General features: G+C 63.9%; 10 protein-coding genes. 2 read left to right on the top strand and 8 right to left on the bottom strand.

The features are described from left to right. Nucleotides 1-11 precede the first annotated feature (11 nt). Nucleotides 12-3,140, top strand: coding sequence for an efflux RND transporter permease subunit (locus KH389_RS15680; protein ID WP_123752453.1), 3,129 nt, complete (start codon nt 12-14; stop codon nt 3,138-3,140). 60 nt (nt 3,141-3,200) lie between these two features. Next, nucleotides 3,201-3,779, top strand: a complete 579-nt coding sequence (gene mobA, locus KH389_RS15685) for a molybdenum cofactor guanylyltransferase MobA (protein WP_213605802.1) — start codon at nt 3,201-3,203, stop codon at nt 3,777-3,779. A 179-nt stretch (nt 3,780-3,958) separates the two neighbouring features. Here mobA and KH389_RS15690 read toward each other — a convergent pair whose 3' ends face one another. The 8 genes from KH389_RS15690 to dmpG form a co-directional block, all read right to left on the bottom strand. Next, entirely contained in the window at nt 3,959-5,536 is a 1,578-nt protein-coding gene (locus KH389_RS15690; RefSeq protein WP_104573213.1) for a sensor domain-containing diguanylate cyclase, read from the bottom strand. Between the two features lie 257 nt (nt 5,537-5,793). Then, complete coding sequence (locus KH389_RS15695) at nt 5,794-7,626, bottom strand: long-chain-acyl-CoA synthetase (RefSeq protein ID WP_043859799.1); 1,833 nt, start codon at nt 7,624-7,626, stop codon at nt 5,794-5,796. Between the two features lie 139 nt (nt 7,627-7,765). After that, the gene (locus KH389_RS15700) at nt 7,766-8,428 is read right to left on the bottom strand and encodes an iron-containing redox enzyme family protein (RefSeq protein ID WP_043859798.1); all 663 of its coding nucleotides are present in this window, start codon (nt 8,426-8,428) and stop codon (nt 7,766-7,768) included. 69 nt (nt 8,429-8,497) lie between these two features. Next, the gene (locus tag KH389_RS15705; RefSeq protein WP_043859797.1) at nt 8,498-8,896 is read right to left on the bottom strand and encodes a nuclear transport factor 2 family protein; all 399 of its coding nucleotides are present in this window, start codon (nt 8,894-8,896) and stop codon (nt 8,498-8,500) included. A 38-nt stretch (nt 8,897-8,934) separates the two neighbouring features. After that, nucleotides 8,935-9,564, bottom strand: coding sequence for an N-acyl amino acid synthase FeeM domain-containing protein (locus tag KH389_RS15710; RefSeq protein WP_229589306.1), 630 nt, complete (start codon nt 9,562-9,564; stop codon nt 8,935-8,937). A 335-nt stretch (nt 9,565-9,899) separates the two neighbouring features. Beyond that, nucleotides 9,900-10,346: an HIT family protein gene (locus KH389_RS15715; RefSeq protein WP_043859795.1), complete on the bottom strand. Its 447-nt coding sequence runs from the start codon at nt 10,344-10,346 to the stop codon at nt 9,900-9,902. A 319-nt stretch (nt 10,347-10,665) separates the two neighbouring features. After that, the gene (locus tag KH389_RS15720) at nt 10,666-11,670 is read right to left on the bottom strand and encodes a CDP-6-deoxy-delta-3,4-glucoseen reductase (RefSeq protein ID WP_196932328.1); all 1,005 of its coding nucleotides are present in this window, start codon (nt 11,668-11,670) and stop codon (nt 10,666-10,668) included. A gap of 14 nt (nt 11,671-11,684) precedes the next feature. Beyond that, complete coding sequence (gene dmpG, locus KH389_RS15725) at nt 11,685-12,719, bottom strand: 4-hydroxy-2-oxovalerate aldolase (protein WP_213605803.1); 1,035 nt, start codon at nt 12,717-12,719, stop codon at nt 11,685-11,687. Nucleotides 12,720-12,726 lie beyond the last annotated feature (7 nt).

Here is a 12,726-nt window from a genome sequence, read left to right on the forward strand (position 1 = left end):
GGCCCTGATCCATGCCGCAGTTCTTTATTGACCGCCCGGTGTTCGCCTGGGTGGTCGCGCTGTTCATCCTGCTCGGCGGTGCGCTGGCCATCCCGCAGTTGCCGGTGGCCCAGTACCCCAACGTGGCGCCGCCACAGATCGAGGTGTACGCGGTATACCCCGGTGCCTCGGCGCAGACCATGGACGAGAGCGTGGTCAGCCTGATCGAGCAGGAGCTCAACGGCGCCGATCACCTGCTGTACTTCCAGTCCACCAGCAGCCTGGGCAGCGCCACGGTAACGGCGACCTTCCAGCCGGGCACCAACCCGGAACTGGCCCAGGTCGATGTGCAGAACCGCCTGAAGATCGTCGAGTCGCGCCTGCCGCGGGCGGTGACCCAGCAGGGCCTGCAGGTGGAGAAGATCTCCACCGGGTTCCTGATGCTGGTGACCCTGACCGCCGACGATGACCGCCTAGACGAAACCGCGCTGAGCGACTTTCTGGCGCGCAACGTGATGAACGAGGTGCGCCGCGTACCGGGCGTGGGCAAGGCGCAGCTGTATGGCTCGGAACGCGCCATGCGTATCTGGCTCGACCCGCAGAAGCTGATCGGCTTCAACCTCACCCCCGAGGATGTGAACCTTGCGATTGCCGCGCAGAACGCCCAGGTGGCCCCTGGCAGCATCGGCGACCTGCCCGGCAGCCCGACCCAGGAAATCACTGCCAACGTGCTGATCAAGGGCCAGCTGTCGACGCCCCAGGAGTTCGCCGACATCGTGCTGCGCGCCAATGCGGATGGCTCGCGGGTCACCGTGGGTGATGTGGCGCGGGTCGAGATCGGCGCCCAGGAGTACCAGTACGGCACGCGCCTGAACGGCAAGCCGTCCACCGCTTTCAGCGTGCAGCTGGCGCCCGGTGCCAACGCCATGCAGACCGCAACCCTGGTCAAGGCCAAGATGGACGAGCTGTCGCGCTACTTCCCGCCCGGGGCGGTGTACGACATCCCGTATGACACTTCGCCGTTCGTCAAGGTGTCCATCGAACAGGTGATCAACACCCTGATCGAGGCCATGGTGCTGGTGTTCCTGGTGATGTTCCTGTTCCTGCAGAACATCCGCTACACGCTGATCCCGACCCTGGTGGTGCCGGTGGCACTGATGGGCACCTTCGCGGTGATGCTGACGCTGGGCTTCTCGATCAACGTGCTGACCCTGTTCGGCATGGTGCTGGCCATCGGCATTCTGGTGGACGACGCCATCGTGGTGGTGGAGAACGTCGAGCGGATCATGGCCGAGGAAGGCCTGCCGCCCAAGCAAGCCACGCGCAAGGCCATGCAGCAGATCAGCGGCGCCATCGTCGGCATCACCGTGGTGCTGGTGGCGGTGTTCGTGCCGATGGCGTTCATGCAGGGCTCGGTGGGGGTGATCTACCAGCAGTTCTCGGCGTCGATGGCGGTATCGATCCTGTTCTCGGCGTTCCTTGCCCTGAGCCTGACCCCGGCGTTGTGCGCCACCCTGCTCAAGCCGATCGCCAAGGGCGAACACCACGTCAAGCGCGGTTTCTTCGGCTGGTTCAACCGCAAGTTCGAAGGCATGAGCAACGGCTACCAGCGCTGGGTGATGCACGCGATCCAGCGCAGCGGCCGCTACCTGGTGGTGTATGGCCTGCTGCTGGTGGCGCTGGGCTGGACCTTCAGCCAGCTGCCCTCCTCGTTCCTGCCCACCGAAGACCAGGGCTACACCATCACCGACGTGCAGCTGCCGCCCGGCGCCAGCCGCAACCGTACCGTGCAGGTGGCCGAGCAGATCGAGGCGCACAGCGCAGGCGAACCTGGCGTGGGCAACACCACGGTGATCCTGGGCTTCAGTTTCTCGGGCAGCGGGCAGAACGCGGCGCTGGTGTTCACCACGCTCAAGGACTGGTCCGAGCGCACCGCCAAGGACAGCGCCGAGGCCATCGCCGAGCGCGCCAACATCGCCTTCAGCCAGTTCAAGAACGCGGTGGCCTATGCGGTGCTGCCGCCCTCGGTGGATGGCCTGGGCACCTCGACCGGTTTCGAGTTCCGCCTGCAGGACCGTGCCGGCGTGGGCCATGCCGGGCTGATGGCGGCGCGTGACCAGTTGCTGGCCGAGGCCGCGAAAAGCCCGGTGCTGGCCAACGTGCGCGAGAGCGCCCTGGCCGAAAGCCCGCAGGTGCAGTTGCTGATCGACCGCAAGCAGGCCAACGCGCTGGGCGTGTCGTTCGACGACATCGGCACGGTGCTCAACACGGCCATCGGCTCGACCTACGTCAACGACTTCCCCAACCAGGGCCGCATGCAGCGGGTGGTGGTGCAGGCCGAGGGCGACCAGCGCAGCCAGGTCGAGGACCTGCTCAAGATCCACGTGCGCAACACCAGCGGCAAGATGGTGCCGTTGTCGGCCTTCGCCCAGGCGCAGTGGGTATCGGGGCCGGTGCAACTGACCCGCTACAACGGCTACCCGGCCATTGCCGTGTCGGGCGAGCCGGCACCGGGCTACAGCTCGGGCGCGGCGATGGCCGAGGTGCAGCGCCTGGTCGATGCCCTGCCGCTGGGCTTTGGCCTGGAATGGACCGGGCTGTCGCTGCAGGAGCAGTTGTCCGGGGCGCAGGCACCGATGCTGATGGCGCTGTCGCTGCTGGTGGTGTTTTTGTGCCTGGCGGCGCTGTACGAAAGCTGGTCGATCCCTACCTCGGTGCTGCTGGTGGTGCCGCTGGGCGTGCTCGGTGCGGTGCTGGCGGTGACCCTGCGCGACATGCCCAACGATGTGTTCTTCAAGGTCGGCCTGATCACCCTGATCGGCCTGTCGGCGAAGAACGCGATCCTGATCATCGAGTTCGCCAAGAGCCTGGTGGACGAAGGGCATGACCTGGTCGAGGCCACCGTGCAGGCCGCGCGCCTGCGCCTGCGGCCCATCGTGATGACCTCGCTGGCGTTCATCCTGGGCGTGGTGCCGCTGGCGATTGCCACCGGCGCCAGCTCGGCGAGTCAGCAGGCCATCGGCACCGGAGTGATCGGCGGCATGCTCAGCGCCACGCTGGCGATCGTGTTCGTGCCGGTGTTCTTCGTGGTGGTGATGCGCGTGACCGGCTGGCGCCGGCGTGACGCCCAGGCCGACACTGCGGTGGTCGAACAAAGCTGATGGACAGCCGCGCGGCGGTCATGGGATGGTGCTAGCCCGCTTATGGACTGGAACCCTGCAATGACCGCCGCCGTACTTCCCCCCTGCTCCATTCTTTTGCTGGCCGGCGGCCGTGGCCAGCGCATGGGCGGGCAGGACAAGGGCCTGCTGTCCTGGCAGGGGCGCCCGCTGATCGCGCACGTGCACGCCGTGGTGCGTGACCTGAGCGATGACCTGATCCTTTCCTGCAATCGCAACCAGCACGCCTATCGGGCGTTTGCCGACCAGTTGGTGGGCGATGCCGAGCCTGGGTTTCCCGGGCCGCTGGCCGGGGTGCTGGCCGGGCTTGCGGTGGCGCGGCATGCCTGGCTGGTGGTGCTGGCGTGTGATGCACCGCTGATCGAGCGCGGGTTGCTCGAGCAGTTGCTGAGCGTGGCGGTGACCGGGAACTGCGCGGCGATGGTGCGCCAGGGCCAGCAGTGGCAGCCGATGTTCTGCGTGATCCCGGTGCGCCAGCAGGCGAGCTTGCAGGCGGCATGGCAGGCCGGTGAGCGCAGCCTGCTGCGGGCGTTGCTGGAGCATCCGTTGCAGGCAGTGGAGTGTGCAGAGGAGGACCGGCGCCTGAGCAACTTCAATACGCCGCAGTGGTTGCGGCAATAAGGCTTTTGTGTCGTCTGTGAGGGCCTCTTCGCGGGCCAAGCCCGCTCCTACAGGGGACGGCGGTGACCTTTAGGCCCGTGCAATACCAGTGGGAGCTGGCTTGCCAGCGAAGGGGGAAGTTCAGGCGCCAAAGATTCGAGGCACATCGCGGGCCAAGCCCGCTCCTACAGAGGCTTGCGCTACCCCTGTGGGAGCGGGCTTGACCCGCGATGGGCGGCACCGCCCCCCTCGAACACCACACACCGATTACGCCCCGCCGCCTTGGCCGCATACAGCGCCTGATCGGCCGCCGCCACCAGCGTCAGGGGCGTTTCGCCCTGCCCCGCCATGCCTGCCACGCCGATACTCACCGACACCCGCCCGAACGGGCTGCCAGCATGCACGATGTTCAGCTCGGCCAACCGCGCCAGCACCGTCTCGGCCACCACCACCGCGCCCGCCACCTCGGTATTGGGCAGCACCATCGCCAGCTCTTCCCCGCCATAACGCGCCACCACATCCGTCGGGCGGCGCACGCACTCGCGCAGCAAGGCGCTCACCGCCTTGAGGCATTCGTCACCGCCAATGTGTCCGTAGGCGTCATTGAAGCGTTTGAAATGATCGATATCGATCAGCAGCAGCGCCAGCGGCTGGGCCTCGCGCTGGGCACGCCGCACTTCGCTGGCCAGCACCTCGTCGAAACGCCGGCGGTTGGCCAGCCCGGTGAGCGTGTCGTGGGTGGCCAGCACCGCCAGCTGCCGGTTGGTGGCCAGCAGTTCTTCGCGCGCCACCAGCAGTTGCGCATCCATCTCGGCACGATGGCGCATGTCACGGATCAGCAGCCGGCCAATCACCGCGATCACCCCCTGCAACGCCAGCACCAGCCCCACCGTCAGCCACGCTTCCATGCGCCAGGCGTCCAGGGCCTCGCGCTTGCCGATGGCCACGGTGGTCACCAGTGGCAGGTGCTCGTTCTTGCGAAACGCATACAGGCGCTCCACCCCATCCAGGCTCGAGGCAAACGAAGCCGTGCCCACCGAGTTTTCCACCAGGTAGCGGGTGTAGATCGGCGACCGGGAAAAGTCGCGGCCCATGTCCTGCTCGCGAAACGGGTAGCGCACCAGGATGCGCCCACTGGTGTAGGTGAGCGCGATCGCACCGTCCTTGCCCACGTCGATCTTGCCGAACAGGCGCAGAAAGTTCTCCACCCCCAGGGTCACCGCGATCACCCCGGCGAACTGCCCCCCGGGCTGCTCGAAACGCCGGCTGACGGTGATCACCCAGTCCTGGGTGGAGCGGCTGCGGATCGGCGGGCCGATGAACACCTCGCGGGACGGGTTGTCGCGATGGTGGATGAAGAACTCGCGGTCGGCGCTGTTCGCACCGTCCGGAATCGGGCCGTTGGTCGACATCAGCCATTCGCCCGTCGGGCCATAGATGGTCAGCCCATGCAGTTGCGTCAGCAGTTCGTTCTGCTCCTCCACCAGCCCGGCCAGGCGCGCCAGTTGCTGCGGCCCGCCGCCATCGACTTCGAGCCGCTCGCTCAGGCCCAGCAGCATCATCGAACTCTGGCGGATGATGCCCTCGGCATAGGTGTCCAGTGCCTGGGTCAGGTTGAGGCTGTGTACCTGAACCTCGTTCAGCGCGCGCTGACGTGCAGCCCATATCTTCCAGGCCGTCAGCGATGCCAGCGATACGCAGATCACCAGCAACAGCAGCACGGCCAGGCGCACGTCACGCTTGTGCGGCAGCGGCACCGGCAGTAAGGGGGTCGACATCATGAAACGCTCCTGCGATGCCACAACTGAAGGCATCCTGCCATCAGCTGTACTCCGGAATGCCCTGTACCGCAAGGGGCAGAGCATCAGGCGCGCAATCAAGCGGTGGGGGTCACGACGGGCTGCTGCAGGATCCGGCAGGCAGAAGTTGCAGGGCAGTGAAGCTGAAAGTGGGACGCAAGGCCGCCCGCTCCAGTGAGCAGCCTTGCGCATGCATGCAGGCAGGCCTTGCGGTGCGCCGCTGGCGCGGTTGCCCTTCAGTAGCGGAACTTGCCGCCATGAATGTCCTGCAGCACCTGATCGGTCACCCGCACGTAGGTTTCGGTGCCCGGCAGCCAGGCATACACCGGGTCTTCGCCGGTCTGGCTGGGGTCGAAGGCTTCGCTTCTGAGCTTGGTCTTCTGGTACTTGAAGGTGCCGGTGGTTTCCATGCAGGTCTTGACGCGCAGGAACATCGGCACCGCGTAGTGAGGCATCTGGCTCTTGACGAAGCGCAGCAGGTCGCAGAAATCCAGTTGCTCCAGCGGCGCCGACGGGGTGATGGCGGCCATCCCGGCGCGACCGTTGGTGTTCTTGATTTCCACCCCGTAGGCCACGGCTTCGGCAATGTGGGGGTGCTGCACCATGATGTTCTCGACTTCGGTGGTGGAGACGTTCTCGCCCTTCCAGCGGAAGGTGTCCCCCAGGCGGTCGACGAACTGGGCATGGCCAAAGCCGATATCGCGAATCAGGTCGCCGCTGTTGAAGTAGCGGTCGCCCTTTTCGAACACGTCGTAGAGCACCACCTTCTTGCTCTTCTCCGGGTCGGTGTAGCCATCGAACGGGGCGTCGTCGTCGATCTTGGCCAGCAACAGGCCCTGACCGCCCTTGCCGACCTTCTGCATGAATCCGTCGGCGTTGCGCCGTGGTTCGCCGGTGTCGTGTTCGTACTCCACCAGCGACCAGGCGTTGATGGCAAAGCCGATGGTGTTCTCGAAATTGAGGATGTTGGTAAAGCCGATGTTGCCGTCACTGGCGGCGTAGAACTCGCAGACCCGCTCGATGTTGAAGCGTTTCTTGAAGTCGAGCCACACGCCCGGACGCAGGCCGTTGCCGATCATCTTCACCACCGGGTTGTCGCCATCGTTGCCGGCCGCAGGCTGATCGATCAGGTAGCGACACAGTTCACCGACGTAGCAGATGGTGGTGGCCTTGAATTTGCGCGTGTCTTCCCAGAACTGGCTGGCGCTGAACTTGCGGCGGATGGCGAAGCCCGAGGCACCGGCCAATGCCGAACCCCAGCTCACGCACAGGCCGGTGCCGTGATACAGCGGCAAGGTGCAATAGACGATGTCATCGGGGCGCATGTCCAGGGCGATCATGCCGAAGCTGCCGTAGACCTTCATCCAGCGCCCATGCTTGAACACCCCGGCCTTGGGCAGGCCGGTGGTGCCGGAGGTATAGATGTAGAAGCAGGCGTCGTCGAGGTAGACCTGCTGGGTAGTCGCCGGATTGGCCGTAGCGTGCCCCTGACTGGCAAGGGTCAGGTTGACGTAGCCCTCGGGGGCGGTGCCGGCATCGCGCGTGGTGTCGGTGTCGGCCAGGAAAAAGGTGCGCTGCCTGTCGATGGCCACCTCGTCGCGCACCGCCTCGAACGATGGCACCAGCTCCTGGCCGACGATGATCGCCGACGGGTTGACCAGGCCCAGGCTGTGGATCAGCACGTTGTTGGTCTGCGAGGTGTTGAGCATGGCGCAGATGCCGCCGATCTTGCTCACGGCCAGTACGCTGACCAGCAATTCGGGGCGGTTCTCGATGAAGATGCCTACCACATCGCCTTTTTTCAGGCCACGGGCCAGCAGGTAGTGGGCGAAACGGTTGGCCCACTGGTTGACCTGTTCGTAACTGAAGCGTGTGTCCTTGTAGAGCAGCGCCGGCCCTTGAGGGTTGCGCGCCACCGCCTGTTCGAAGGCCCAACCCAGGCCACAGGGCTGATCGGCCTTGAGTTTGGAAACCTTGAGGCCCCTGACGAGCCGAGGAATGGCCCGAGTGATCGAGGGAATTTTGCGCAGCATCATGCCCCAGGTAATCATGTCGCTATTACTACTCATGGCACCTCCTGGTGGATTGACCGTGGCCGCCAGGCGGTTCGACAAACGCCATGACCAGCCAATCGTTTTTATTGTTGTGCACGCCATGTGAAAAAGTCCTCGCGCAGCGGGGTGCGCGAGGACGCCTGGTGCCGATCAATCAGAACTCGTCGGCGACCGACTCGAGGATCTTGCCCATCAGGTAGACCGTGGTGCGGGCCACTTGCTTGACCGCCTCTTTTTCTTCGTCGGTCACGACCCAGCGGTCGATGGCGGCGTTGACCTGCTCGGAGTGCTTCTCGTCGATGATCGCGTGGGCGACGAAGAAGGTCAGTTGCTGGTCGGTCAGCTTGAGATGGTTCTTGCACACGTCCATCAAAGGTTCGAGGTGCTCATAGCAGTCCTCGGCCCAGAAGCTGTAGCCCAGGCGCGGAATGATGCCGCGGCATACGGAAACGAAGTCCAGGTAGCCGTAGAACGCCTCGGTGGCCGGCAGCATCGGTTTCTCGAACTCCGACGGGTCCACGCCAATGGCGATCAGGTCGTTGTACGCCATGTTTTCATGGCCCAGTTCTTCCAGCGCATGCTTCATCGCGAAACGCAGCAGGCCGACCTTCTTGTGGTCCTGGTTCCAGCACGCCACCGCCTGGTTGATCGCGTTGTTCTTGGTGTAGTGGTACACCTGGACAATCGACTTGATGTACAGCTCACGCTGCAGTTCGGGACGCTTCATCATCTGGAAGAAACGGCCGGCCTTGATCTTTTCCCATTCGGCGTCACAGATGGCTTTGAGCTCTTTGCGAAACGCGGTCACTTCAGTCATTTCACTCTCTTCCTTGGCGTGTTGATAAATCGTTCATGACACGTGTTATACGGTCAGGCGAATACGGCGTTACAGGCGCAGCACGGACTTGATGATGTAGATGAACTTGGAAAAGAAGCCCAGGCCTTCGATAGTGTCCCAGTGTTCCATCAGCACACCATTTTCAACACGGTAGATATCGATCACCTTGTAGTTCACCGTGAAGAACCTGTGCTTGGCCCAGTGCTTGGCATACAGGAAGACATAATCGCCTTCGGCGCAGACCCGCTCGATACTGGTACCCGACTCGGGGAACGTCTTGAAGAACTGCGTGAAGTAGGTCTTGAAGCCTTCGCGGCGCGGGGGAATGAACACGTTGTTGTGCTGCACGTAGTCCTCGGCAATCAAGGTATCGGCAACCGCCAGTTCACGCTGACCAAACATGCGCTCGTAAAACTCGATGACCACTTCTTTGTTCCTGGCTTCCATCTTGGATCAACCTCAATGTTGTCGTTATTGTGTGATGCTTATCCCGCCAGTGACTGCCTCGCGTGACGGGCGGCCAAGGTATGGCGAATCAGGTCATCGACGTCCTTCAGGTCTGCCGGGCAGCTGGGCAGGCCGAAGAAGGGCGTCACCGACGGCATCAGATCGCCCTTGTACAGGGCGTAGTAATGATCGCCACGGGCCTTGATCTGGAAGAAGATGCCGTCCTGATCGAACACGAAGCTGTCGAACTTCGGCGCCAGCCGTGGCTTCACATAGGTGATGAACGTCTTGTAGCCGCCTTGCAGGGCCACCAGCGAGGCACCGGTCATGGCCAGCCCGTTGACCACGTTCTTGACCGGGGCATGCTTGTCGACGATCAGGCGCGAAAGTTCGACGCATTCGTGCTCGTAGTTGGGCCCGGAGAACTGCACCAGTTGTTCATGGCTGATGAACTCACCCGACTCGTGAGGGAACGGCGTAATACGCTGAGTGCCGATGATTTCACCATCATGATAAAAGGCAAACACATAGGAACGCGGGTCGTATTCATCCAGGCACACGGTGTTGTCGACCGAGTTGCCAAACAGCGTCTTGTAATAGATCTTGCGCTGCCCATACAACCGGCTACGGGCACGAGAAAGTTCGATGAATTGCGCAGGCGTTACCACCTGCCTGACCTTTACCTTGTCAGACTGGCACAACTCCTGGAGGACTGAATCATAGAAACTGTAGATGGCCGAACCGGCGGAATCATCCTTGACCAACTGCATACTTGCCGAAGGCAAGTCAGCCTTGTTACTGGCGAGTGACGGCATGAGAAATCCCTTCTTATTGTGATCTGTAGTATTCAACTCAGCCCAGCGCACGACTTAAGTTTCCACAGGACAATACATAGCTTCGCCTCCTTGCGTAGATAGCCATAGGTTGTTGATTTACGGGCTGCGCACAGCCAGACACTCACCCGCTAGTGGCGGGCGTGCCGTTGAACCAGAGCGAGGTGCAGTCAGTTCGGTGGTAGCGAGGCCAAGGCTCGGCGGATCTGCTCGGCGCGCTCGCCCAGCACCTGTGGCGTGGCGATCGGGAGGTCCGCATGACCCAGGTTGAAACCGTCACCGACAAAGCGGGCCAGAACATGCAGGTGCGCGTGACCTACGGTCTGCCCGGCCACTGCGCCATCGCACAGCAGCAGGTTGATACCTTCACAGGGCTGTTCTTCGAGGCTCAGGCCGCTTTCACGCAGGGCGGCCGCCATCCGTTGACCCACACGCATCATGTGGCCACAGGTTTGAGGAGGGATATCACCCAGGCCGCTTGCGTGGGCCTTGGGAATGACCAGGACATGGCCAGGAGTGATCGGCTGAATCGAGAGAAAGGCCAGGCACTGCTCGTCTTCGTAGACAACGGCAGCCGGTGCTTCTTTCTTGGCGATTGCACAGAAAATGCAGTTCACGGATAGCTCCCTCTATTGTTGTAGGTGCAACCCCGGTGGAGGCATGAAGATCCGGGATGCTACAGGCTGCATTCCATTGCAGAGTTGACCGCGCAGCTTGTAGGAGAAATTACCCTTGGCCTTCCTCAGCTGTACACGGGAGTTTTGAAATTTTTTGTATCTGAATCCCGTAAATTTCCTAATGGGTTGATTTGAATGGGTTTTCCCAAGGTAACTTTTTGTATCCAGGCTGCATGGGGGCGTCACCGGCCAGGGCCCTGAGGGCCGAGGACGGTGACGCGATCACCCACCCGCTGTGCGTGGGCTCGCCCGGCCTGAGCTACACGAACGCATCGGCATGAAAATGCGCGGGCTCCAGCCCCCGCTGCTCGACGAAATCGCGTCGCGCCGAGTCGACCACGATCGGCGCACCGCAGGCATAGACCTCGAAGTCCTTGAGGCTATGGAAGTCCTGCAGCACCTGGCGGTGCACGAAGCCGGTGGCACCCTGCCAGTCGCAGGCCGGGCCCGGCTCGGACAGCACCGGGGTGTAGCGCAGCCACGGCAACTGCGCCTCCCAGGCCAGCAGCTGTTCATGCCGGTAGAGGTCCTCACGGCGCCGCCCGCCCCAGTACAGGTACACCGGGCGGCGGTTGTCGCCGCGCTCGCGCAGTTGCTCGAGCAGCGCCTGCACCGGGGCAAAGCCGGTGCCGCTGGCCAGCAATACCATCGGCCGTTGGCTGTCGCGCAGGTAGAACGAACCGAACGGCCCCTCCATGCGCAGGATCGCCCTGGGCTGCAACGCATTGAACACATGCCCGCTGAACACCCCGCCCGGCATGTGCCGGATGTGCAGTTCAAGCTGGTTGTCGCGCGCCGCTGCGGTGGCCATCGAGTAGCTGCGCCGGCTGCCGTCCTTGAGCAGCACCTGCACGTACTGCCCCGGCAGGTAGGCGAATGCGGCGCCCGGCGCGAGCATCAGGCGCAGCACCGCCACGTCGTGGCTGACCTTGTCTAGGCTGGCCACGCGCACGCCCATCTGCTGGATGCCGATGCCGCGTAGCTCAGTGACTTCCGGCGCGTCGATGACCAGGTCGGAACGTGCCCTGGCGCAGCAGAACAGCGCCAGGCCCTGGGCCCGCTCGGCTTCGCTGAGCACTGCCAGCGGGCTGTCGGCGTGGTCCACCTCGCCGCTGAGCACCTGGCCCTTGCAACTGCCACAGGTGCCGGTGCGGCAGCTGTGCTTGAGCATCAGGCCATCGGCCAGGGCAGCGTCGAGCACGCTCTGCCCGGCGTTGACCGGGCAGCTCAGGCCGACCGGCTGGATCTGCAGGGTGAAGCTCATGTGCGTACCCTCCGTCACTGCGCGCGTCCGGCGGCGGCCAGCAGGTCCAGCGCCACGTCGACGATCATGTCCTCCTGGCCGCCGACCATGCGCCGCTTGCCCAGCTCGACCAGGATGTCGACGGTTTTCAGGCCATAGCGCGCCGCGGCGATTTCGGCGTGACGCAGGAAGCTGGAGTAGACCCCGGCATAGCCCAGCGCCAGCGATTCGCGGTCGACCCGCACAGGGCGGTCCTGCAACGGGCGCACGATGTCGTCGGCTGCATCCATCAGCGTGTAGAGGTCGGTGCCGTGGTTCCAGCCCAGGCGCTCGGCGGCGGCGATGAACACTTCCAGGGGCGCGTTGCCGGCGCCCGCGCCCATACCGGCCAGGCTCGCATCGATGCGATCGCACCCCTCCTCCACAGCGGTGATCGAGTTGGCGACCCCGAGGCTGAGGTTGTGGTGGGCATGCATGCCGGTTTCGGTCTCGGGCTTGAGCACGGCCTTGAACGCGCGAAAGCGATCACGCACGTCCTGCATGTTCATCGCCCCACCGGAGTCGGCCATGTACACGCAGGTGGCGCCATAGCTTTCCATCAGCTTGGCCTGGGCGGCCAGCTGCTCGGCCGGGATCATGTGGCTCATCATCAGAAAGCCCACGGTGTCCATGCCCAGCGCGCGCGCGTATTCGATGTGCTGGCGGGCCACGTCGGCCTCGGTGCAGTGGGTGGCCACGCGCACCACGCGGGCGCCGGCGTCATACGCGGCCTTGAGGTCATGCACCGTGCCGATGCCGGGCAGCAGCAGGGTGGTGATCCTGGCGTGACTGATCACGTCGGCCACGGCCTCGATCCACTCCAGGTCGGTGTGGGCGGCAAACCCGTAGTTGAAGCTGGAGCCATGCAGGCCATCGCCGTGGGCCACTTCGATGGAATCGACCCTGGCCTTGTCCAGCGCACGGGCGATGTCCTGCACGTTCTGCAGCGAGTACTGGTGGCGCACCGCGTGGCTGCCGTCGCGCAGGGTCACGTCGCTGATGTAGAGCTTCTTGGCGGGATTGAACGTCATGCGGGCA

It is taken from the genome of Pseudomonas qingdaonensis (assembly GCF_018398475.1).
In the GTDB taxonomy this organism is placed as follows: Bacteria; Pseudomonadota; Gammaproteobacteria; order Pseudomonadales; family Pseudomonadaceae; genus Aquipseudomonas; species Aquipseudomonas palmensis.

Excerpts from the sequence above, each read along its gene's own strand:
- KH389_RS15690 (WP_104573213.1), bottom strand. The coding sequence starts at position 5,536 with ATGTCGACCCCCTTACTGCCGGTGCCGCTGCCGCACAAGCGTGACGTG.
- KH389_RS15700 (WP_043859798.1), bottom strand. The coding sequence starts at position 8,428 with ATGACTGAAGTGACCGCGTTTCGCAAAGAGCTCAAAGCCATCTGTGAC.
- KH389_RS15705 (WP_043859797.1), bottom strand. The coding sequence starts at position 8,896 with ATGGAAGCCAGGAACAAAGAAGTGGTCATCGAGTTTTACGAGCGCATG.
- dmpG (WP_213605803.1), bottom strand. The coding sequence starts at position 12,719 with ATGACGTTCAATCCCGCCAAGAAGCTCTACATCAGCGACGTGACCCTG.
- mobA (WP_213605802.1), top strand. The coding sequence starts at position 3,201 with ATGACCGCCGCCGTACTTCCCCCCTGCTCCATTCTTTTGCTGGCCGGC.
- KH389_RS15680 (WP_123752453.1), top strand. The coding sequence starts at position 12 with ATGCCGCAGTTCTTTATTGACCGCCCGGTGTTCGCCTGGGTGGTCGCG.
- KH389_RS15720 (WP_196932328.1), bottom strand. The coding sequence starts at position 11,670 with ATGAGCTTCACCCTGCAGATCCAGCCGGTCGGCCTGAGCTGCCCGGTC.
- KH389_RS15695 (WP_043859799.1), bottom strand. The coding sequence starts at position 7,626 with ATGAGTAGTAATAGCGACATGATTACCTGGGGCATGATGCTGCGCAAA.